Raw genomic sequence first — 23,022 nt, forward strand, 5'->3', positions numbered from 1 at the left:
ATTATTATTGGTTGATGTTGGGTTTCCTTGCGTCAACCCAACTTACAGACTTAAAATAACTTAGTTAAAAGTTTTTATTGGAAGCTGTTATGCGTAAAGGTGTGATTACACAATGGAAAGATAACAGGGGTTTTGGATTTATACAACCTAGTGATGGAGGTAAAGAAATTTTCCTTCACATCAGTGAAATAAAGGTGGCAAGTCGTCGTCCAAAAGTAGGTGATACAATCCTGTACGAATTAACAACAGCCTCAGATGGAAAACTTCGCGCCACTAAAGCATCAATTGATGGAGTTCCATCTCTACCTGTCAGAAAATACCAAAAGGTAAAAAAAGGTAGTCTTATGAAAAAACTTATCGGGATTACTGTTGCTGTTGGTTGTGTTATTTTTGCAACGGAATTTAAAGGTAGCCGTTCTCCAACTCCAATCACATCGTTCACTAAACCAGGATGTAAAATCAAAGGTAATATTTCTATAAACACTGGTAGTAAATTTTATCACGTTCCTGGCGCTGAAGATTATGAATCAACAGTAATTGATCCAACCAAGGGAGAGAAATGGTTTTGTAAAGAGTCAGAAGCGTTGGCCAATGGTTGGCGTAAAGCACCAAAATAAAATTTTTAGCAACCCAACACATTTATTATTATTGGTTGATGTTGGGTTTCTGTGCGTTAACCCAACCTACACTTTTATAAGTGATTTTTTTAGAGAAATCTGGTACTATTGAGAATGGATATATAAATCATTTCAAGTAATGAAAGTAAAGCTTCACAATAATGCAAACTCTTCTCGTACTGCGGTAAAACTTTCCAGTAAGTACATGGTTGTTTATCACAAAAAGGGAGAAACATTAGGAATGAATAGAATATTGTCCCCAAATATGGAAAAGCACTATTTTGTAAAGGCATTTTTAGATTTCCTTGCTAGAGATATTAAGAAAAATCCTAGCACTATTGAACCACTTACAGAAGATATGTATCGTCGTGCTTCATTGCTTACGGAAGGGATGGAAGTTGATCTTGATGAAGAGTTCCCAGAGGATTTCATATTTGTATGAATGTTAATGGGTGGACATTAAAAATTCATCCTGCCTTCGGTGAAAAATATAACAAATTGATTATTCAGGTTGAGGAACTTAAAGAAAAAATCCAGAAGGATATCAGCAACATCCAGCTACAAAGTTTCTTAAAAATATTACTGAGCTTATTTTTAATGCTCCATTTCTCAACCATTCAATTGGTTGTTCTTCATCTACTTTATCTGGATTTACCCATACAATATCCTTGAGTTCATCTATTTTTACAGATGCTTCACTAAAAAATTTTCTCGCAGTATTATCATCCAATGATATAACAATTTTATCTGTTGCTAGTGCTGCTTCTATTAAACATAAATCTTTTGTCATTTCTGCAATTCTTTTATTGCCAACATTAGCAGCAATACTTTCTATCTCAGTCCATAAACTATCATTTATTGATATTTCCAGATAGTTCCATTTTTTCTTTGCTACCATTTGTCGTCGCCAAGTTAGGGCAAATAAAGAGAGCTACTTGGATAGCTCTCTAAAATCATCAGGGTGCATCTACTTAGCACATTATATAATTCTAGCACCAAGGGGTCAAACCCCCTATTTTTTATTTTTGTCAGTTGTCCGTTGTCCGTTGTTCCCTGTTCCCTGTTCCCTTTAAAAAGAAAGAGAGCCAATAAAAACTAGCTCTCTCGATAATCAAGTTGCGTCTTATTATCACACTATACCATTTTCAGGGTGAGGGGTATCACCCTACATTGGGGCATTGAGTTTCTCTTCTAACAATTGATTGGTGAGTTTGGGTTCTGCACGTTTATCGGTTTTTTTCAGGACTTGTCCGACGAAAAAGCCTTTGAGGTTGGTGTTACCTTTGCGGTATTTTTCGACTTGTTGGGCGTTAGCAGCCATGATTTCATCAATAATCGGTTCGAGAATGGTACGATCTGAAATGAGTTCTTGACCAGCAAAAGCTGTTTCTGGAGAAACTCCATTTAATAAGTCTGTGAGTTTTTCCTTAGCTTGAGCGTTGCTGATTTTACCATTTTCAATGCGAGTAATCACGTCTGCTAGATTAACAGCAGTCAGTTTAATTTCAGAGATGGTGAGTTTTTGTTTATTTAAGTACCCAGCGATATCTTGAGTAATCCAATTAGCCGCAGATTTGGGATTTGCACCTTTAGATATTGCACTTTCAAAATAGTCTGCAACTGGTTTATCCTCAGTTAAGACCCGCGCATCATAAGCCGAAAGTCCCAAGTCATTTTCATAATGATGGCGTTTGCGGGCTGGTAATTCGGGTAATTCACTTAACCATGAATCTAATTCTGTTTGGGTGACTTCAATGGGGGCTAAATCTGGTTCTGGGAAGTAACGATAATCACTAGAACCTTCTTTAATCCGCATACTGCTGGTGCGTTGTGAACCTTCTTCCCACAGTCGGGTTTCTTGAACAATCTTTTCTCCTGATTCAATGGCTGCGATTTGGCGTTCAATTTCATAATCAATCGCTTTTTGAATCGCACTGAAGGAGTTCATATTCTTGATTTCTACCTTAGTGCCAAATTGCTCTCGTCCCACCGGACGGACAGAAATATTCACATCACAACGCAGAGATCCTTCTTGCATATTTCCATCACTGACACCAAGATACCGCACAATCCGCCGCAGTTCTTGGGCATATTCAGCCGCTTCTTGTCCGGTTCGCAAATCAGGTTCAGAAACAATTTCCACCAAGGGAATACCAGCTCGGTTATAATCTACGAGAGAATAGGTAGAACCGGAAAGCCTATCACTACCTGCGTGGACGAGTTTCCCCGCGTCCTCTTCCATGTGTAAGCGAGTAATACCAATGCGTTTACGGCTGGGATTTCCCTCATCATCTACCAATTCAATTTCTATCCAACCATGTTCGGCTATGGGTAAATCATATTGAGAAATTTGGTAATTTTTGGGTAAATCAGGATAAAAATATTGTTTGCGGTCAAATTTACTATACCGAGCGATTTGACAATTTAGCGCCAAACCAGTTTTCACGGCGTATTCGAGAACTTTGGCGTTGAGTACGGGTAAAACTCCTGGTAAACCCATACATATTGGGTCAATGTTAGTATTGGGGTCAGCACCAAAAGCTGTGGAACTGTTGGAGAAAATTTTGGTGTTGGTACTGAGTTGACAATGGGTTTCTAAGCCAATAATCGCTTCGTATTCTGTTTTTACAGGTGTAGCTGTGGTCATATCCAGATTTTGCCATTTTTCTGATTTGGTACTATTTTAGCGGTTTTGGGTTGATATTAAGGGTGAGGCGATCGCGCTATTCTGTGAGATTATAAGAGACTAGGCTGAAAACCCTTGAAGTTGAGTTTTGGAGCGTGGTGGTCAGTGAGCAGTTCGGCAAGCTCACTGTAACACTTGTCGAACTGCGGAAAAACTCAACTGTCCTTTAGGCAAGGGATGAAAGCCAGGTAGAGGCTGTCTTCCTCCACAGAAAGTTTTTCTCGTTGACAAAATTATAATATATGAGTTAGCATAATTTTGTGGTGTTTAGGTCGAAACCATGATAATTTACGAGTTCAAAGTCAAAGGAAAAGATAGGCAATATCGCGCAATAGATGAGGCTATTCGTGCATCTCAGTTCATCCAAAATAAATGTTTAAGATATTGGATGGATAACAAAGGTGCGACGAAATATGATCTCAATAAATATTGCGCGATTTTGGCATCTGAATTTCCTTTTGCGGATGAACTTAATTCAATGGCAAGACAATCTGCTGCGGAGCGTTCTTGGAGTGCAATAGCTCGATTTTACGATAATTGTAAAAAGAAAGTTAAGGGTAAAAAGGGATTTCCGAAATTCAAAAAGAATTGCCGTTCAGTTGAGTACAAAGTTACCGGCTGGAAGTTATCCGAAACCAGAAAAGCAATTACTTTCTCTGATAAAAAAGGTATAGGTACTCTGAAATTAAAAGGTACTTATGATCTTAATTTCTATGACATCAAGCAAATTAAGCGAGTTCGTTTAGTCCGTCGGGCTGATGGATATTATGCTCAATTTGCAATTGATGTCAAAATTAGAATTGAATCTCAACCAACGAATCAAATAGTTGGCTTAGATGTGGGCTTGAAATACTTTATTGCCGATTCAAAAGGTAATGTAGAACCTGCCCCACAATTCTATAGAAAATCAGAGAAGCAGTTAAGTCGGGCTAATCGTCAGAAATCCAAGAAGTTTGACAGAGATAAGAAAAAAGCTAAACAACCACAATCCAAGAACTATTTAAAAGCTAAAAATAGGTATGCCCGTAAACATTTAAGAGTAAGTAGGCAGCGAAAAGAATATTGCAAGAGATTAGCATATTCCGTGATCCAATCTAACGATTTGGTAGCTTATGAAGACTTAAATATTAAAGGCATGGTAAGAAACCGACATTTAGCTAAATCAATTTCTGATGCTGGCTGGGCAACTTTTCGGCAATGGTTAGAATATTTTGGGCATAAATATGGGAAGATAACGGTTGCCGTCCCTCCCCGTAATACTTCTCAAAATTGTGCTAATTGTGGTCAAGAAGTGAAAAAATCCCTGTCAACCAGAACCCATAATTGTCATTATTGTGGATTCGTGGAAGATAGAGATATTAATGCCAGTATCAATATCCTAAAATTAGGATTAACTACGGTAGGGATACGGTCAGCTACGCTACAGGAGATTTGCCCTCTTGGGCGATTGGTGAGGCAGCGCGGTCTTGGGGGTTTCCCCCATGAGCGACTGCCGAACCCGTAAGGGTGCAAACCTGTCGTCTAACGGCGAGTCTGTGAATGTAGAATCCCCGCGTCTTTAGACCGGGGAGTGTCAACAAGTTCATATTCCTTAGATAGAAAAATCAACGGAATTATTTTTTGATGTAGAGACGTTTTATGTAACGTCTCTACAAGTCTCTACAAATGTTCTAGATAGCGCATATTTAATTTCGGTCGTTGTCTCCTAAACAAGCAAGCTGAAATCACTAACACTGAGGGTGATATCAGGATTACCTAAACGGGCAAACTCAAATACTGATGTTGCACCCAAAAGATTTCCGTCTTGGTTATAAAACAGACTACCACTGCTTTGGCTAAAGACAATACGAGCATTACTGGGGTTGACTAAGTCATCATCACCAACAACTGCAAAGTCAGTTAAAGCCTGACCCACCCCATTGATTACAGCATTGAAAGTAGCTTTACTCAGTGCGATTTTGTCTTGTCCTATATCAAACTGAGTGATGTAATCAACACCTAATGCAGTGGTAAAAACACCATTGCCTTGGAACAGATATGTATCATTACCTGATCCTCCGGTGAGAATATCATCACCGAGTCCTCCCCACAAAATGTCATCTCCTCCTAGTCCTTGCAGTTGGTCATTGCCACCACCGCCATTTAACGTATTATTCAGGGCATTACCTGTAAGACGGTTATTACCTGTGCCACCTATAGCGTTTTCAATCACATTGTTGGCAGAGAGAATGAGTTTAAGGTTTCTATTAACTGTTTGCGATGTGGTGACACCCAAATTAAGGTTCACAGCACCAGTAGTACCACTAAAGTCAATAGTATCAATACCCCCGGTTGTTGTTTCGATAATGGTATCTGTTCCCAAGCCACTGTTAGCAACAAAGACATAGGTATCGTTTCCATTTAGACCTGCAAGAGTGTTATTGGCACTATTACCAGTGAGAACGTTATTGCCAGCATTACCTGTACCGTTAATTGCGGCTGTTCCTGTGAGAGTGAGGTTTTCTACGTTGTCTGGCAAGGTTGTGGTAACAGAGGCTGTGAGGGTATCGGTTATGGTTGTTACAGTCTTGCTTATACCCAAATTAGCATTGGTGGGAGAGGAAAGGGAGAGGGTAAAAGTCTCATTTGCTTCGTTCAGGGAATCATTGAGAATGGGAATATTGATGACCTGACTAGTAACACCAGGGTTAAAGGTTAGAGTTCCGTTGGTGCTGGTATAGTCTGAGCCTGCTGTAGCCGTACCGTTAGTAGTGGCATATTGGACGGTAATGGTTTGAGGGCTGGCGCTGGAAAGAGTAGCGGTATAACCAACGGTTTGCGGACTGGTGAAACCTTCAACAATGGTTTGATTGGCACTGAGGTTAATACTGGGGAAATCATTATTAGCAATATTGACGGTGGCACTAGCTAATGTACCGACGGTGTAGCCTGTTCCCGATGTGACGGTGAGGATGGCAGTTTCTGGTCCTTCTACCAAGGTGTCATCAGTGACGTTCAAGTTGACTAAGGCTGTGCTAGAACCTGCTGCAAAGCTAACAGTAGTAGGAATGGTTGTGTAATCTGTACCATTGGTGGCTGTTCCGGTCAGTCCGACGTTAACTGTTAAGCTACTGGTGGTAGGACCTGTGCGGGTTAAGGCGTATTGTCCAGGATTTGGTGTTGTTCCTAGTAGGGTTTCGGCAGCATTTGCATCTGTGGCTACTACTGAGACTTGTGGAAGATCATTATCAGCAATATTGACTGTGGCACTAGCTGATGTACCGACGGTGTAGCCTGTTCCCGATGTGACAGTGAGGATGGCAGTTTCTGGTCCTTCTACCAAGGTGTCATCAGTGACGTTCAAGTTGACTACTGCTGTGCTAGAACCTGCGGCAAAGCTAACAGTAGTAGGAATGGTTGTGTAATCTGTACCATTGGTGGCTGTTCCGGTCAGTCCGACGTTAACTGTTAAGCTACTGGTGGTAGGACCTGTCCGGGTTAATGTGTATTGTCCGGGATTTGGAGTAGTTCCTAGTAGGGTTTCGGCAGCACTTGCATCTGTTGCTACTACTGTGATTTGTGGAAGATCATTATCAGCAATATTGACTGTGGCACTAGCTGATGTACCGACGGTGTAGCCTGTTCCCGATGTGACGGTGAGGATGGCAGTTTCTGGTCCTTCTACGATGGTGTCATCAGTGACGTTCAGGTTGACTAAGGCTGTGCTAGAACCTGCTGCAAAGCTAACAGTAGTAGGAATGGTTGTGTAATCTGTACCATTGGTGGCTGTTCCGGTCAGTCCGACGTTAACTGTTAAGCTACTGGTGGTAGAACCTGTGCGGGTTAAGGTGTATTCTCCGGGATTTGGTGTTGTTCCTAGTAGGGTTTCAGCAGCACTTGCATCTGTGGCAGCAACGGTGATTACAGGTAAGGTACTTCCACCATCACCATAGATTTTGACATCATCAACGTTCCAAGAACTTACTGTATATACACCAGCGCTACCAACATTGAACCCGAAACGAATTTGAGTGGAGGCACTCTTGTAGGCACTAATATCAAATTGTTGAGGGGTCCAAGAATTATCTTGGACTCCTGGCGCTCCTCCTGAACTCCAGAGATTGAGCCAGCTAGAACCGTTGAAGATATCAACTGTGTTCTGCATATAGGGAGTGTAGTCACTATTGAGCCAACGAGCATATTCAAAGAACAGCTTATTAGCGGTGCTGGTGTTAATTACAGGACTGGTTAGGTAGTAATAGCTATGTAGTGAAGTAGAAGCATTTCCACCAATCACTACTCCGGCTACACCATTATCGGCTGTGGGAGTATTGTCCGTTCCAGGATCAGGGTTGCCATAAACCTGACCCGTAGAAGTTGTGGCAGAACCGATTTGCCATTCTGTCCCCAGAGTCCAACCCTTCGTGTTATTAGCAAAATCATCCGAGAAGTAAGTAGTAAATCCTTCCTCAGAAATAATAGTTCCCGTTGCTGTATTAGGAGAACCACCAATGTAGCCTGTCCCAGAATTGACAGTTAAAATAACTGATTCGTTATTTTCCTGTACGGTATCAGCAATCGGATCAACCACAACCGTTGCAGTTGTGGCATTAGCAGCAAAGGTGACAGTTCCCAGTTTCGTCGTCGGATTAAAGGTAACACTGCTATTGGTGATAACACTATAATCTGCTGGGTCGCTTCCCACCGGGGCGGCGTTTGCTATTCCACTCGCCCCGAAGTTAACGGTCAGGGGAGAACTTAGGTTTAAATTGGTGCGAGTAAAGGTATAAACCAAGTCAGTCGCACCGTCTTCTTGGACAGTAGTAGGACTGACATCAACAGTTACAGAAGGAACACTAGATGATACTAAGGCATTATAGACATTCAGCCGTTTACCGGACACCGTTTTCCCTGCTAAGGCGGAAATTGAGTCACCGGTTTGCATCAAGGTATTCTTAACCTGCTGTGCCGTCCAAGTCGGATTTTGAGACCAGAGTAAGGCCGCCGCCCCAGTAACGTGGGGACTGGCCATTGAGGTGCCAGAATAAGTGGAATAAGTGTTATTAGGCGTGGTGCTATAAATATCCGAACCTGGTGCGCCTAAATCCACGCTGGTCAATCCATAGTTGGAGAAAGAGGACAGGCTATCAGTGCGTGTGGTGGAAGCAACAGAGATAATATTGGCTAGGTTATAGCTGGCGGGATAGGCAGGGTTTATGTCAGTGTTTTGTGAACTATTACCCGCTGCTGCAATAAATAAAGCCCCCTGTTGTCCAGCGGCATTAATGACATCAGACAACGCTTGGCTATAGCCTCCACCTCCCCAGGAGTTGTTGGTCAGTTTCACACCCTTGGCTGTGGCATAGGCAATGGCCGAAATGGCACCGGAAGTAGAACCCGAACCACTATCGTTCAAAAACTTCAGGGGCATGATTTTAGCATTCCAGGCCACCCCGGTTACACCAACGCCGTTATTACCTTTACCAGCAATAGTTCCGGAAACGTGGGTCCCATGTCCTTGCACATCCATGGGGTTGTTGTCATTATAGGCAAAGTCCCAGCCGCGAACATCGTCTATATATCCGTTATTATCGTTATCTATGCCATCTCCGGCGATTTCTCCTGGATTAGTCCAAATATTGCCTACTAGATCAGGGTGGTTATAATCAACTCCTGTATCAATCACTCCTATGACGAGGTTGGGATTGCCTGTTTGGATATCCCAGGCTTCGGGAGCGTCAATGTCTGCGTCTGGAGTTCCTCCACTTTGACCTGTGTTATTTAGTCCCCATAGTTGTCCAAAGCTAGGGTCATTGGGGATGGTGGCTGCTGTGGTGATAGTATAATCTGGCTCGATATACTCGAATAAAGAACTATTTCTGTATGTAGCTAGGGCAGCCTCTACGGAGGTTCTTGGAGATAATTGCCATATTTGAGCGCCTGTGAGATCAATAGTTTTTGTGCTAACTACTCCCAGGGTGCTTTTAATCTCATTGGCTTGAGTGATATCGGCTTGTCGCTTCAATTTGACAATCAGTTTATCAGAGGCATAGGCTGGTTGCGGAGTTCGATATTTTCCTACGGTATCTTGACTATTTCCGTTCGAGGTGATGGATGGAATTTCTAGCGCTGGAGATGCCTCAATCAATCCAGTAGTGTATTCTAATACCCAGTCTCCACCTGATGCCGTATTCCCAGTCAAGTCATCAGATGCAGCTACATCTGCCCCGGTCAACTGACTAATTTGCTGGACAAAAGTTTTACCGGCTGAACCCTGAGCAACATTGGAACCATACAACAGAATGTCTGCTGTGGCGGTGAGAGATTGACCCCACTGCTGCAATTGTGATGTGTAACTGCTGAGGTTTGCGGAGTTGAGGACAGTTGAACCAAGTGACAAACTGCCTTCTGACCCTTGAGAAATAATCTGAAGGCTATCAATGTTTGTCAGTCCTGATAAATTCTGAGTAATTTGCTGAATACCGTCTTGGTTGGCACTGAGAAGAAACAACAGTGTACCAGGTTTAACGCTATCAACTATATTTCTATAATCTGCAACGTTGGGATCAACGAAAACAACGGATTTGGTAGATTCTGCCATAACTATTGAACCCTGTATATTTTTAGATTCCTTATTTTTTTAATCTACTCCACAAATGACCGGGTTCTGTACCGGAAAATACTAAGTTATGACTGACTTAGATAATTTTTATGACTGTTTTGAGAAATACACACATAGCGCAAACCCAAGATGTTTGCATAAGCTAATCAATTATTTTAGGTAAAGCTTGCCAATTTGCCATCCTCTTCTCTGTCCCCTACAGATGGAACATTCCTACAAAGGTTTTAAATTACGCATACTTGATTATTGTATAAAATAAAAAAATTACTAAGTTAAAACCTTTGTCATCTATCTAAAGATAGATTGTAATGACTAATTAATTTTGAAAAAATTAAAGCCATAATTTCTGCAAATTTAGTAAAATACCGAATAAAGACTTGATTTTTTAGATTTCCAATCTTCATATTTTGAAATTACTTATGCCCAGGTCACTGAGAATTCATCATAACTATATTAATGAGATTAAGTCAAAAATTATACAATCAGGCTATCGGACTCAAAGAGCTTTAGCTGATGATGCAGGATTATGCTTAACTACAGTTAGCAACTTCCTGAATGGTAAACCCGTTGATTATGCAACCTTTGAAGAACTATGTCGGAGATTAAGTCTAGATTGGCAAGAAATCAGTATTTCAAATACAGAAGTAATATCTACTCCTCTATGTTCATACGCAAAAATACGTAAAAAACAAACAAAGATATCAAATCAAGACTGGGGAACAGCGATTGATATTTCAGCATTTTATGGCCGCAGCCAAGAACTGACACAGCTAGAATCATGGATTTTACAAGATAGCTGTCGCTTAGTAGGATTGTTCGGTATGGGTGGAGTTGGGAAAACAACCTTAGCGACTCAACTCACAAAACAAATTCATGATCAATTTGATTACGTTTTTTGGCGTTCAGTGCCGACAGTTCCATGTTTTGATAATATGATAACTGACTTGCTATCTTTTGTCTCCCATCAAAAAGAAAGCAAACCAAATATCAATCGAGTTATCCATTATCTGCGTACCTATCGTTGTCTGATTATCTTGGATAATTTAAACACAGTTTTAGACGTGGGTAATACTGAATATAATCATTTACTCTGCATAATTGCCGAAACCAACCATCAAAGCTGTTTGATTTTCACTAGTAGAGTTAAACCTGTTCAATTCACCTTACTAGAGAAGTGGTCATTATCAGTGCATTGCTTGAGGTTGCATGGTTCATCAACAATAGCCTTTTCCCTGATACAATCAAAACAACTATTAGGGACAGATGAACAAAAGTATGAATTATGTCATCTGTATAGTAATAATCCTCTGAAAGTTAAAATTGTTGTTAATACTATCATTGACTTATTTGATGGTAATATTGAAAAATTCCTCAAACAAAATACATTATTAGTCAGTAATTATATAAACAGCTTACTAGAACAGCAGTTAAATCCCCTCTCGGTTCTAGAATGGCAAATTATGTACTGTCTGGCCACTGACCAGCGATTAATAAACCTGACGGATTTGGCGCAAAATCAAAATATATTACCTAATGTTTCTATATCCCAACTTTTACAAGCAATAGAGAGGCTATATTCACGATCTTTAATAGAGAGAGAAGCGGGTATGTACAGTTTGCAATCTGTTCTCAGGGAGTATGTCATGGAAAAATTTATTAATCCCACATTCCGCACCCCAAAATGTTACAGAGGGAAATTACGGAGATGAAAATCAAAGGGAGCATCAAAACAAACAGATAAAGTGAAAAAAGGCATTTGAGAAACAGTAAATCACCAAAAATGTCATCAAAATCTATTCTCAATAAGAAGCAATAAGAATGCACACCACCTGGAGAGGTCAATGAATAAGCGAAAGGAGATATTCAAGAAATAATTATAAGTTAGACTAATCAATTAAAGTAAAAAACGAAATTATAGACATAGTAAAATGGAGCTATAAATCAAAGAGATTAGCTCATCTTTACTCATAGAAATTAAATTGATAGAGATGATAATTAGCTGACTAATTGATAGTAACGTAAACAATCATCTGGTAAAAGACTCAAGATAAAATCTCTGTCCTTATTCCAATTAGAAATATGTTTCTCCTGATTGAGTGTAACCAAATGAATACACTGAAAGCATTGAAAAATCCAGCGTAAAGTAGGACGATTAGTTGCTTTGCCTAATTGATTTTTAATTGTTGATTTAGACTCCAAAAGAGCATTTCTAATATGACGTTGAGCCAAAGTATAAACCAGTAGACATAAACCCATAATCATTCCCAAAGACTCTATTCTCTCAGGACTTTTGAGGAAAATACTGTCGGCAAAAAATAATGGGTCTTTGAGAAAACCAAACCCTCTTTCACATGATTGTTGAGCTTTATATTCCCTGAGCATAGAATCATTGCTTAGTTCCTTTGAATCTAAAACATTTGTCGCAATAATAAAACGTCCCGCACTCAGCAATTCTGTATTAATTTTACTTTCATCCTGGGAGACTGTAGCTGATATTTGATAGGATATTTCTCCTGAAGTATCTTTTTTATTAGATTTTACTTGAGTCACCGTACTTTCGTGAATTTGATGATATTTGAATTGTTTTGATAATTTTGATAATGCCTTGATAGCATCTGCAACACATGCAAATCTCTCTTGTGATAACTTTTTCAAATCTTGCACAGCTTTTGATTCTGCTTTGGTAATTTTTTGTGTGAGCTTATGCAGGTCTGATTCTTTTCTTTCTTGACTTTGCACTACTAACCATCTTTGTTCTATCCCTGCATAATTTTGGATTTTTGATGCTAATTTATATCCTGGTATTGTACTATCAATAAATTCTGATTCTGCTAATGTTGATATTAATGATTTTGCTGCTTTTATGCTTAATGGTACTCGACATAACCAACGTAATTCTGACATCATTTTCAGGTTTGATTCTGTATATAAAGCAGCGTCAGCAACCATGAGACTATTAACTTCTAATTGTTTTTGATATTCTACTGCTATTTTACCAAAACATGATGAGTCAGCTTGGTTTCCCGATGCTAGTTTTAAAAATATTGGTATGTCTCCATCTCCTGAACATATCATTTCTATGATAAACTGTTTTAAGTCTGGACGATGGTCACGAGAATAACCGTAGGTGATGGTTATTTCTTTTGGTGATTTTACTGCTAATTCTTCTAATTCTTGGTTATTTCCTACTTTTTGACTCTCAAATATTACGAATGGTAAGCTAGTGTTATACTGCCCATGCACGTGCATTGATGATGAGTCTAGATGTGATGTTGATAGTGATACTCCAAATTTTTGAGCAGCTTTTAAGGCTATGATAAAAAAGATTGTATCTAAGCCTTTTATAAACAGTTTATCCATGACTCTCCCCAATTTATCGTCGTTGAGATATTCTGGTTTTACTCCTGCTCCTATTAAATGCTCACAGGCTATTGTTTCAAAATATTTGGGAAACATATATAACGGTTTGGAGACAAATCCTAACCCGTTTATTATCATGGCTTTTACCACTTGACCTGCATTTACTTTTTCGTCTTTTTCGACTCCTATTAATTCATTTATTATTTCTACTATTCCGATTGAATCTATGATTCCTGCTACTATCCCTAGATGGTCTATGTTCTGAATTTCCATTTCTTGAGGTTTTAATTTCACAACAGTTTCCTCTCATACTTCTGTTGTTATCAATTATTTCTTATTTGGTTATCAATTCATTTTTTTCTTTTGTTACCAAGTTTCACTTTCTCACACCATTTCGCTTTTAATGCTATTTATTATCATTAAGCATCTTAATTTTTGAATTGACTTTAGTTATTATGTACTACTTTAAGGGCTTTTTTGATCTGTGACAGTTTGGGGTGCGGAATGTGGGATTAATAAATTATGATTTTATTATATATAAGCTTTAAAAATCTGATTTACAGTAAGATCTAATTCAGGAAAAGTTTGGGAAATAATCCGTTCATGATCTCGAAACTTGCTAATTTGATATTCTTCATCAATTAAATTACAAACAGAGATTGTCGGTTGTTTAGGATTACCAATAAAATTGACAAAAAACAAGAACCCCAACTTTTTGAAGAAGTCGGGGTTCTGGATATTATTCAATTACTACTTCCCAAATCCTTTACCTTTACTAATAGAAGGAAGACAAATACAGTTTTCTAACTGCTGAAGTAAGGTCTCGGTATCCAGATTTTGACCAATTAACACTAACTGATTTTTCTTTTCACCTTTCCATTGATCATCATCAATAGTGAAGCGTTTACCGCAAAGATGGAAAATATGACGTTGGGGACTTTCATCAAACCACATAATTCCCTTAGCACGGAAGACATTTGTGGGTAATTGGTTATCTAAGAAATGTTGAAACTTTCTAATCGAAAAAGGTTTCTCACTTTGGAAAGAAATAGAGATAAAACCATCATTTTCTAAGTGGTCAGAATGATGATGATGTTCATGATCATGGTGGTCATGGCCACAGGTAGAATGATCATGATCATCGTGATGTTCATGTCCACAATCATCATGATCATGATGACCATGATCATGATGTTCTTCTGCGTGGTCATCAAAATATTTATCAGATTCAAACAAACCAACACTAAGAATTAAGGGAAGGGGAACTTGGGATTTTGTCGTGCGAATAATTCTGGAACCTTCCTTAATATTGTTGATTTTTTTCTCCAATTCCTGCAAAGTGGTTTCATCAACTAAATCAGTTTTATTGAGAATAATGACATCACCATAAGTAATTTGACTCAAAGCCGCTTCAGAATTGAATAAATCTAAGCTATAATTTGCCGCATCAACTACAGTAATAATAGAATCTAACCGAGTTAAATCTCGCAATTCTGAACCCAGAAATGTCATAGCTACAGGTAAAGGGTCTGCTAAACCAGTTGTTTCTACAACTAGATAATCTAGCTTTTCTTCCCTTTCTAAAACCTTGTAAATAGCATCAACTAAGTCATTATTAATGGTGCAACAAATACAACCGTTGCTTAATTCCACCATGTTTTCATCAGTGGAAACAACCAATTCATTATCAATACCAATTTCGCCAAATTCATTCACTAACACAGCAGTTTTCACACCTTGCTGATTTGTGAGAATATGATTGAGTAAAGTCGTCTTACCACTACCAAGGAAACCCGTAATAATTGTTACTGGTAAACCTTGTTTAGCAGATTCCATTGCGTGAGATTCGGAATTAACTGTTGTTTGCATAGTCATAAAGGAGGATTTTGGTGTATTCTAAATTTTATCTTGATTTTGTCCACTCGCGATGACAGGGCAAACGCACCTAAATTCTGTAATCCATGCCCAGCAAGGGTTTTAACTTTTAGTTACAAAACTTAACAATCGTCAAAACCTTTGTCCAGTAAGCATTCTAAAAATAAGATGCGCTTGCCATGTCGCGATGACAGTAACATATTTACATACCAGCTTGAAAAATTTGGTTAGCAGTTAAGGTCAATTCTGGAAAAGTTGGTGATACTATAGTTTCATTTTCTCGAAATTGTCTAACTTGATATTCCCCATTGATTAAATCATAAATAGAAATAGTTGGTTGTTTAGGATTTCCTATATAGGGAGTTCCACCCAAAGCTAAATAATCAACAATCCAATATTCAGGAATCCCAATTTCTTCATAGTCTTTAACTTTTGTCAAATAATCAACACGCCAATTGCTACTAACAACTTCAATCACTAAAGGAATTGATGCTGCTTGAGTAACTGTAGCTTGTTTTTTCCATAATGGCTCATTGATTAAATTAGAACGATTTAGTATCAAGACATCTGGTGAGTAAGCTGATTCATTTTCAGATTGTTTTACTAAAACCGTTTTAGGAATACGGTAGGGTAAATTTAAGCGCAGATATTCCGCCGTAGCTATCTCAGCCAAAAAACTACTAATATCTTCATGATCTCCTAAAGGTTGATTCATTTCAATAATTACTCCATTATGTAATTCATAATACTTTCCCTCTGGTTTCCATTGCACAAATTCCTCAAAAGTTACTGATTTAGTTTTCGGTAATGTTTGAATCATACTTTACCTCTATCTGTTAGTGTTAATAACCATAATTATAGCCAATTATTAGCTCCTAAAATATTCAATTATGCCATTGTCATCAACTTGCGTTATCATTGTTTATCGTCAGATTGCCTTATTCCTCTATTATGACCCTATCTATTTACAATACTCTCACCCGTCGTCAAGAACAATTTACCACCGTCGAACCTGGCAAGGTTAAGATGTATTATTGCGGCGTGACGGTTTATGATTACTGCCATTTGGGTCATGCTAGAGCTTGTATTGTTTGGGATGTAGTGCGTCGTTATCTGCAATTTATCGGTTATAATGTCCGCTATATCCAAAATTTTACGGATATTGATGATAAAATTCTCAAACGCGCCAGAGAAGAAGGTTCTTCCATGGAAGTTGTCGCCGAAAAATATATTCAAGCATATTTTGAAGATATGTCGCGGTTGGGAATTAAAGAAGCTGATGAATACCCCCGCGCTACACATACAATGAACGGTATTCAAAGATTAATTCATGATTTAGAACATAAAGGTTTTGCTTATCCGTCTCATGGTGATGTGTATTATGCAGTCCAGAATTTTGCCGAATATGGCAAACTTTCGGGACGGAAATTAGAAGATATGCAAGCCGGTGCAAGTGAACGGGTAAACGTCGAAGACCCAGAATATCAAAAGAAGCGATACCCCTTTGATTTTGCCCTGTGGAAGGCTGCAAAACCCGGTGAACCGGCGTGGGAGTCTCCTTGGGGAAAAGGTCGCCCCGGATGGCATATAGAATGCTCGGCGATGGTACGCGATCGCTTGGGTGATACCATAGATATTCATGCTGGTGGTGCTGACTTAATTTTCCCCCATCATGAAAACGAAATTGCCCAATCGGAAGCAGTTACCGGCAAACCTTTAGCCAATTATTGGTTACACAACGGCATGGTCAAAGTAGATGGGGAAAAAATGTCCAAATCCTTGGGTAATTTTATCACCATTCGTCAATTATTAGATCGGGGTGTAGACCCCATGGCCGTGCGTTTATTTGTGATGATGGCACAATATCGCAAACCCATAGATTTTACCGATGATGCTATATTAGCAGCAACCAACGGCTGGCATACTATCAAAGAAGGTTTATTATTTGGACATCAACATGGTAAAAAACTAGAGTGGGATGAATCTAACCAAATCCAAAATTCCGAGATTGAGAGATTTCAAAAAGCCGTTAATGATGATTTTAATTTTCCTGGTGGTTTAGTAATAATTTTTGAATTAGCCAAAGAACTAAATCGGGAAAGAAACATCATTGTTCATCAAGGAAAAACAGAAACCCCAGCTAACGAACTACTGCAAAAATGGCAAACCCTAATTACATTAGCAGAAGTTTTAGGTTTAACTGCCAAACCAGAAACAGAAACTCCTAAACAGGATGGTATAAGTAATGCAGAAATTGAGGAGTTAATTCAAAAAAGATGGGAAGCAAGAAAAGCAAAAAACTTTGCAGAAAGTGATCGCATTCGTGATGAACTTTTAGAAAAGGGAGTGGTCTTAACTGACACAAAAGATGGAACATTTTGGCACCCTGAGATTATACCTTTAACAAAATGACCATTAGTTTAATTTAATTGATACGAAATAAGCTACACGCTGGCATAGATAATAAATTTAAAATTCCTCTCTGTAGCTGGAGCGTCTCTGCGTGCAAAAAAATAATTCTCAATTTTTAATTAACACCATGTGGAAACAATTAACAACCGCAATTTCTCATTTAAACATCCCCGCTGACTGGGTAGGAATTAGAGCCGTAAAAACAACTTCAACCCATCATTCCGTGCGTGATGGTTTACCCCAAAGCAATGGTAAATCATTAAACATGGGAGCAATGATCGAAGTCATAGTTGATGGTTGTTTAGGTTATGCAGCCACCAACTCCTTAGATATTTCCAGCTTACAAAACGCTGCGGAAATCGCCTATAAACAAGCATTAGTAGCCAGTAAATGGTGGATATATCCAGTTAGTGAAAATACCCGTCCTCAAGTAGTTGGTGAATATAACTCACCATTTTTAGAACCATTTGACGCTTTTAGTCCTGGAGAAATCAACAACTTACTAATTCGGATTTGTCAGCAACTCAAAATTAACGATAAAATCATTCAAACTACAGCCACCGTCGGCACAGATCAAAAAGAAACTTGGTTTGTGAGTAGTAATGGTTCCGAAATATATCAGAATATTCTATCTCTTAGTCATCATTTTGGAGCGATCGCTCAAGATGGCACAATCGTCCAACAACGCAGCAATAACGGCGCTCATGCAAACTCTTATCAAGGAGGTTGGGAACTGTTCAAACAAGATAATTTATGGCATCAAGTTCAAAAAGTTGGTGAGCAGGCATTAGAATTATTAACAGCGGAAGAATGTCCAAATACCCGCACTAATTTAGTTTTAGCACCAGACCAAATGATGCTACAAATTCATGAAAGTATCGGACATCCTTTAGAAATTGACCGCATTTTAGGAGATGAACGCAACTATGCTGGAGGTAGTTTTGTCACCAAAGATGATTTTGGTAAATTAGAATATGGTTCACCGCTGATGAATATCACCTTTGATCCTACAGTACCAGGTGAATTTGCCAGTTATAGTTTTGATGATACTGGTGCAGCAGCAACCAAAGAATATGTAATTAAAAAAGGCATTTTACAACGGGGTTTAGGCAGTTTAGAAAGTCAAGCCAGAGCAGATTTACCCGGTGTTGCTTGTGCGCGTGCTTGTTCCTGGAATCGTCCCCCCATAGACAGAATGGCTAACTTAAATTTAGAACCAGGAAACGCCACCTTTGAGGAAATTATCTCAGGAATAGAACATGGGATTTACATGGAATCTAACCGTTCTTGGTCAATAGATGATCAACGTTATAAATTTCAATTTGGTTGTGAATATGCCAAATTAATTGAAAACGGTAAACTTACTAAAACCCTGCGTAATCCTAATTATCGTGCCACTACGCCAGAATTTTGGCATAGTTTAATTAAAGTTGGTAATGATACTAATTGGCAAATATATGGTACACCTTTCTGCGGTAAAGGAGAACCAAATCAAGCCATTTCTGTAGGTCATGGTTCACCAGTTTGTGAATTTGCAAATGTTGAGGTTTTTGGTGGTGGTTAATGAATTATGTTTCGCGCAAAGAGGCAAAGGAGCAAAGGCGCAAAGTTAAAGTAGGTTGGGTTAAGCGATAGCGCAACCCAACAAAGAATTGATAATATATTGATCTTGAATTAATGCTACAATAAACAAGTAACTACTTGATGCCATATCAATATGATCATTGCTCAAGAATTAGAATCACAACAAGACATCTCCGCAGATGTAATATTTCCTCCTAGTGATTTATATAGTGATGAACCTCCCGTGGAAACTGAACTACATCTACGACAAATAATTTTACTTTTCAAATGTTTAGAATGGTTATGGAAAGATAGAACAAATTTCTATGCTGCGGGAAATTTGACTATTTACTATAGTCCTAATCAGAAAAAATCACAATTTTTCCGAGGTCCTGATTTTTTTGTGGTCTTGGAAACTGAACGCAAAACCCGCAAAAGCTGGGTAGTGTGGGAAGAAGATGGTAAATATCCTAATTTCATTTTAGAAATTCTTTCACCCAGTACAGCTAATACTGATAGAGAATTCAAAAAAGAACTTTATCAAAATACTTTCCGCACACCAGATTACTTTTGGTTTGATCCTTATACATTAGAATTTGCAGGTTTTCATTTAATAGATAATAAATATCAACCTTTAGAACCAAATAAAAAAGGATATTTATGGAGTGAACAGTTAGGGTTATATTTAGGAATTCACCAAGGACTGTTAAGGTATTTTACCCCAGCAGGAGAGTTAGTGCCGACACCAGAAGAAACCGCAGAAGAGGAAACTAAAAAAACAGCAATACAAGTGCAAAGAGCAGAAATAGAATCCCAAAGAGCAGAAATAGAATCTCAAAGAGCAGAATGGGAAGCTAGAAGATCAGAACGTTTAGCAGCAAAATTGCGAGAATTAAATATTGATCCAGATACAATTTAAAAAATGAAACCAGAAGAATTATCAACCCTAGAAAAAACTTTTAATCAACTTGTGGAAACCCTGCTGATTAAAAAAGCAGAAAATGAACATTTTACTGTGCGACTTAGCAGCGAAAGTAGTCAATTTACCCGCTTTAATTCTGCCAAAGTTAGACAAACAGGTTATGTTCATGATGGTTCGATTCAACTAACCTTAATGGCCAATCAACGCAGTAGTTTTCGTCAGTTTCCCTTTACTGGAAATTGGGAAATAGACTGGGAATTAGTATCCACTGCTTTACAAGAATTACGTGATGAATTAACATTATTACCAATTGATCCTTATTTAGTTTTACCATCAGGAAATCATAGCAGTCGAGAAATTAATACTGGTAAATTACTAACTCCAGAAATATTAGTTCCCAGTATTCTCGAAACAGTGACCAATTTAGATTTTACGGGGATGTATGCTGGAGGAATTGTTATCAGAGGTTATGGTGATTCTAGCGGACAAAAACACTGGTTTGTGACTGATTCCTTTAATTTAGATTATTCCTTATTTATGGCATCAGGACAAGCTGTAAAAGGAACTTTCGCCGGCAGTGAATGGAATGAAGCTGCTTATTTAGCTAAAATAAATGATGGGAAACAGCAGCTAGAAATGCTATCTCGTCCAGTTAAAGAATTACCAAAAGGACAATATAAAACCTATTTTGCTCCCGCTGCGGTGGCTGATTTATTGGGTATGCTTTCCTGGGGTGCTATCAGTGAAGCTAGTATTCAACAAGGTAATAGTGCTTTAGCTGCTTTATCACGTCAAGAAAAACAACTTTCTTCAAAATTCACTTTAAAAGAAAATTTTCAAAGTGGTTTAGTTCCCAGATTTAATAATTTAGGAGAAATGGCTGCACCCGAATTAACTTTAATTGAAAAAGGGATTTTAATTAATAGCTTAGTTAATTCTCGCACAGCAAAAGAATATCATAAACCCGCTAATGGTGCGAATGGTTCAGAAACCTTACGTTCTCCCGAAATTAATCCTGGTAATTTGGCATTTGAGAAGATTTTACCCAGTTTAGATACAGGGTTATATGTTTCTAATTTACATTATTTAAACTGGAGCGATCGCCCATCTGGCAGAATTACAGGAATGACTCGTTATGCTTGCTTTTGGGTAGAAAATGGCGAAATTATTGCCCCCATTGCTAACCTACGCTTTGATGAAAGTCTCTATCGTTTTTGGAGCGCAGAAAATCTCATTGATTTAACAAACTTCCAGGAATTTATTCCCGAAGTCGGAACTTACGAAAGCCGACAATTAGGAGGAAGTTTAGTTCCTGGTATGTTGGTGAAAAATTTCACCTATACATTATAAACCTTATCAACCTTAGATTCCCAACCGCAATATATATTAGGGAGGGAATTGGGGTTGAATCTTGATTCTACCACTTGTTGGGTAGTTCCACGCTGCCCTTAGGGTCAGGCGTGGGGCTTCTGTCGGTTAAGCTAAAGCACAATTACCAATTAAACAAACTCTTCCAACTGTTCTAACTTTAACCAAATATTTGGCGTTGGCACTTGTCCAAACTTCACCAAAGCATAATCACCCTTAATATCGACAATTTCCCCCTTAGTTTCAAACAAATAACTAGGAAAGCGGGAATCACTAGCTTCAGCTTCTAGACTATTTTCCAACTTTTCCCGAATAGCCCGCACCATATTGCCTTTTTTAACAGCCATAAATTCCCCTCGTTCCAAAATAAACGCTTTTACTCAAAATTTTATCTTGTACCCAGACACAAAGGTAATTTCTTTCCTCAAAAAACATAACCGCCTACCTTGGTAGTAAGCGGTTTCAGACAATTAATATTTAGTTCAAGATAGTTCTTCCTTATCAATTTCATGATAACAAATCCCAAAGCAATTGTCAACCCCCCAATTCTCTATTTTCGCGCTTTGATTTATTTGTAAATTCTGCGGGGGGTTGCTGATTTTCGCCTCACTCAATTATTGTGCAAATCTAGCTAATAACTCCTCACGAGATAATTGTAGAAGCAAAGGAGTAAATTCTTCCCTATTCATGGCAATTAGAGGGTTGATAATTGTTTGTAGCTGAGAATCAACCTGTCCAAACCGGACTTGCATGATACTTTCAATCATAGCGCGTCGTTCCCTTTCTACACCTTCTTGTCGTCCTTCTTGTCGTCCTTCTTGTCGTCCTTCTTGTCGTCCCTCTTGTCGTCCTTCTTGTCGTCCTTCCTCAAGTCCCTCTTGAAGTCCTTGTTTTTTAAGTGCTTCTAATTGTTGTTGATACATTTCCGATAATTTCATAATCAACTCCTGATCATCTTTATCAATATCGTGTTCTTGTCGTTGACGTGCAGATAACACAGCAATTAGGTTATGTACCAATTGTATGACATCCGCAAGGAAGGGACTATTATTTGCCAGTGCTTCTAATTCTTCAATCGCTTGTCGTTGTACTTTCCCTTTCCCTAAAATTCTCAGAAATAGGGTTTCTGGTGTGTTGGGGAGTTGGTGAATCGCAATAATTACGGTTTTTAAGCCTTCTCCCAAAAAATAAATCCCTTTTCCCCAGTTTTCTTCATCTCCAGTTGTATTAAAACTTGTGAGAAGTTCCGCTGACGCAGTAGGAGAAAAAATCCATAGCCGGGGTAATTCGGCTTCATTTATACGGTTATTATTGCGATTAGATTGACGCTCTATGTCTCCATGGATGTCAAATAATTTACCCATGCAACTGCGAATTTCACTTTTAGTGACAGCATTACGGAATGGTTCAAATATAGCATAATTTCTCACCATCCGTCCCAATATTCCTAGGGCTTCCAGGCTTTGTGTTGGTTGGGGTGAAGGAATAAATACAACGTCAATTTGTCTGACTTCTGCTGTGATATCTTTACTGGTTTCTACTTGACCATAGGGTGTTAATAGTTCAGTTAGATATTGTTTGGCAAATTGATCATGGATAAAGCGAGTCATTTAAGTTG

16 protein-coding genes and 1 pseudogene are annotated in these 23,022 nt (G+C 38.6%); 8 read left to right on the top strand and 9 right to left on the bottom strand.

Translation table 11 applies throughout. The features are described 5' to 3' along the window. The first annotated feature begins 89 nt into the window (after window positions 1–89). Both HGD76_RS25670 and HGD76_RS23515 read left to right on the top strand, forming a co-directional pair. Window positions 90–617: a cold shock domain-containing protein gene (locus HGD76_RS25670; RefSeq protein ID WP_233466971.1), complete on the top strand. Its 528-nt coding sequence runs from the start codon at window positions 90–92 to the stop codon at window positions 615–617. 139 nt (window positions 618–756) lie between these two features. Beyond that, window positions 757–1,059 carry a type II toxin-antitoxin system PrlF family antitoxin gene (locus HGD76_RS23515; protein ID WP_148764935.1) on the top strand — a complete coding sequence of 101 codons (303 nt, stop codon included), beginning with the start codon at window positions 757–759 and terminating at the stop codon, window positions 1,057–1,059. Between the two features lie 102 nt (window positions 1,060–1,161). On the opposite strand, the gene HGD76_RS23520 is transcribed toward HGD76_RS23515, so the two are convergent. Together HGD76_RS23520 and gatB are read right to left on the bottom strand one after the other, a co-directional pair. Next, window positions 1,162–1,515, bottom strand: a complete 354-nt coding sequence (locus tag HGD76_RS23520; RefSeq protein ID WP_168697195.1) for a hypothetical protein — start codon at window positions 1,513–1,515, stop codon at window positions 1,162–1,164. A gap of 267 nt (window positions 1,516–1,782) precedes the next feature. Continuing rightward, complete coding sequence (gene gatB, locus HGD76_RS23525) at window positions 1,783–3,264, bottom strand: Asp-tRNA(Asn)/Glu-tRNA(Gln) amidotransferase subunit GatB (RefSeq protein WP_168697196.1); 1,482 nt, start codon at window positions 3,262–3,264, stop codon at window positions 1,783–1,785. A gap of 319 nt (window positions 3,265–3,583) precedes the next feature. Between gatB and HGD76_RS23530 the strand changes: the two genes are divergently transcribed. Next, the gene (locus HGD76_RS23530; RefSeq protein ID WP_168697197.1) at window positions 3,584–4,807 is read left to right on the top strand and encodes an RNA-guided endonuclease InsQ/TnpB family protein; all 1,224 of its coding nucleotides are present in this window, start codon (window positions 3,584–3,586) and stop codon (window positions 4,805–4,807) included. 201 nt (window positions 4,808–5,008) lie between these two features. Here HGD76_RS23530 and HGD76_RS23535 read toward each other — a convergent pair whose 3' ends face one another. After that, window positions 5,009–9,883, bottom strand: coding sequence for a S8 family serine peptidase (locus HGD76_RS23535; RefSeq protein WP_168697198.1), 4,875 nt, complete (start codon window positions 9,881–9,883; stop codon window positions 5,009–5,011). Window positions 9,884–10,323: 440 nt separating this feature from the next. Between HGD76_RS23535 and HGD76_RS26335 the strand changes: the two genes are divergently transcribed. Then, a complete protein-coding gene (locus HGD76_RS26335) occupies window positions 10,324–11,613 on the top strand; it encodes a helix-turn-helix domain-containing protein (protein ID WP_168697199.1) in 1,290 nt (429 codons plus the stop codon). Window positions 11,614–11,899: 286 nt separating this feature from the next. Here HGD76_RS26335 and HGD76_RS23545 read toward each other — a convergent pair whose 3' ends face one another. The 4 genes and pseudogenes from HGD76_RS23545 to HGD76_RS23560 all read right to left on the bottom strand — a co-directional run bounded on the left by HGD76_RS23545 (window position 11,900) and on the right by HGD76_RS23560 (window position 15,959). Then, window positions 11,900–13,537 carry an IS1634 family transposase gene (locus HGD76_RS23545; RefSeq protein ID WP_168697347.1) on the bottom strand — a complete coding sequence of 546 codons (1,638 nt, stop codon included), beginning with the start codon at window positions 13,535–13,537 and terminating at the stop codon, window positions 11,900–11,902. A gap of 258 nt (window positions 13,538–13,795) precedes the next feature. Then, window positions 13,796–13,954: pseudogene (locus tag HGD76_RS23550) on the bottom strand (Uma2 family endonuclease); the annotation flags it as partial. A 60-nt stretch (window positions 13,955–14,014) separates the two neighbouring features. Further along, complete coding sequence (locus HGD76_RS23555) at window positions 14,015–15,133, bottom strand: CobW family GTP-binding protein (protein WP_168697549.1); 1,119 nt, start codon at window positions 15,131–15,133, stop codon at window positions 14,015–14,017. Window positions 15,134–15,341: 208 nt separating this feature from the next. Further along, complete coding sequence (locus tag HGD76_RS23560; RefSeq protein ID WP_168697200.1) at window positions 15,342–15,959, bottom strand: Uma2 family endonuclease; 618 nt, start codon at window positions 15,957–15,959, stop codon at window positions 15,342–15,344. A 131-nt stretch (window positions 15,960–16,090) separates the two neighbouring features. Here HGD76_RS23560 and cysS point away from each other — a divergent pair, with 131 nt between their 5' ends. The 4 genes from cysS (at window position 16,091) to HGD76_RS23580 (ending at window position 21,386) form a co-directional block, all read left to right on the top strand. Next, the gene (gene cysS / locus HGD76_RS23565; protein ID WP_168697201.1) at window positions 16,091–17,551 is read left to right on the top strand and encodes a cysteine--tRNA ligase; all 1,461 of its coding nucleotides are present in this window, start codon (window positions 16,091–16,093) and stop codon (window positions 17,549–17,551) included. A gap of 127 nt (window positions 17,552–17,678) precedes the next feature. Then, the gene (locus HGD76_RS23570) at window positions 17,679–19,115 is read left to right on the top strand and encodes a TldD/PmbA family protein (protein ID WP_168697202.1); all 1,437 of its coding nucleotides are present in this window, start codon (window positions 17,679–17,681) and stop codon (window positions 19,113–19,115) included. 153 nt (window positions 19,116–19,268) lie between these two features. Next, the gene (locus tag HGD76_RS23575; RefSeq protein ID WP_168697203.1) at window positions 19,269–20,033 is read left to right on the top strand and encodes a Uma2 family endonuclease; all 765 of its coding nucleotides are present in this window, start codon (window positions 19,269–19,271) and stop codon (window positions 20,031–20,033) included. Between the two features lie 3 nt (window positions 20,034–20,036). After that, window positions 20,037–21,386, top strand: a complete 1,350-nt coding sequence (locus HGD76_RS23580) for a TldD/PmbA family protein (RefSeq protein WP_168697204.1) — start codon at window positions 20,037–20,039, stop codon at window positions 21,384–21,386. A gap of 149 nt (window positions 21,387–21,535) precedes the next feature. On the opposite strand, the gene HGD76_RS23585 is transcribed toward HGD76_RS23580, so the two are convergent. Together HGD76_RS23585 and HGD76_RS23590 are read right to left on the bottom strand one after the other, a co-directional pair. Beyond that, entirely contained in the window at window positions 21,536–21,751 is a 216-nt protein-coding gene (locus HGD76_RS23585; protein WP_168697205.1) for an NAD(P)H-quinone oxidoreductase subunit O, read from the bottom strand. A 267-nt stretch (window positions 21,752–22,018) separates the two neighbouring features. Then, window positions 22,019–23,014 (bottom strand): FliH/SctL family protein, encoded by a 996-nt coding sequence (locus HGD76_RS23590; RefSeq protein ID WP_168697206.1) that lies wholly within the window; start codon window positions 23,012–23,014, stop codon window positions 22,019–22,021. Between the last annotated feature and the right edge of the window lie 8 nt (window positions 23,015–23,022).

Origin of the sequence: Dolichospermum flos-aquae CCAP 1403/13F (assembly GCF_012516395.1) — a bacterium.
Lineage (GTDB): Bacteria > Cyanobacteriota > Cyanobacteriia > Cyanobacteriales > Nostocaceae > Dolichospermum > Dolichospermum lemmermannii.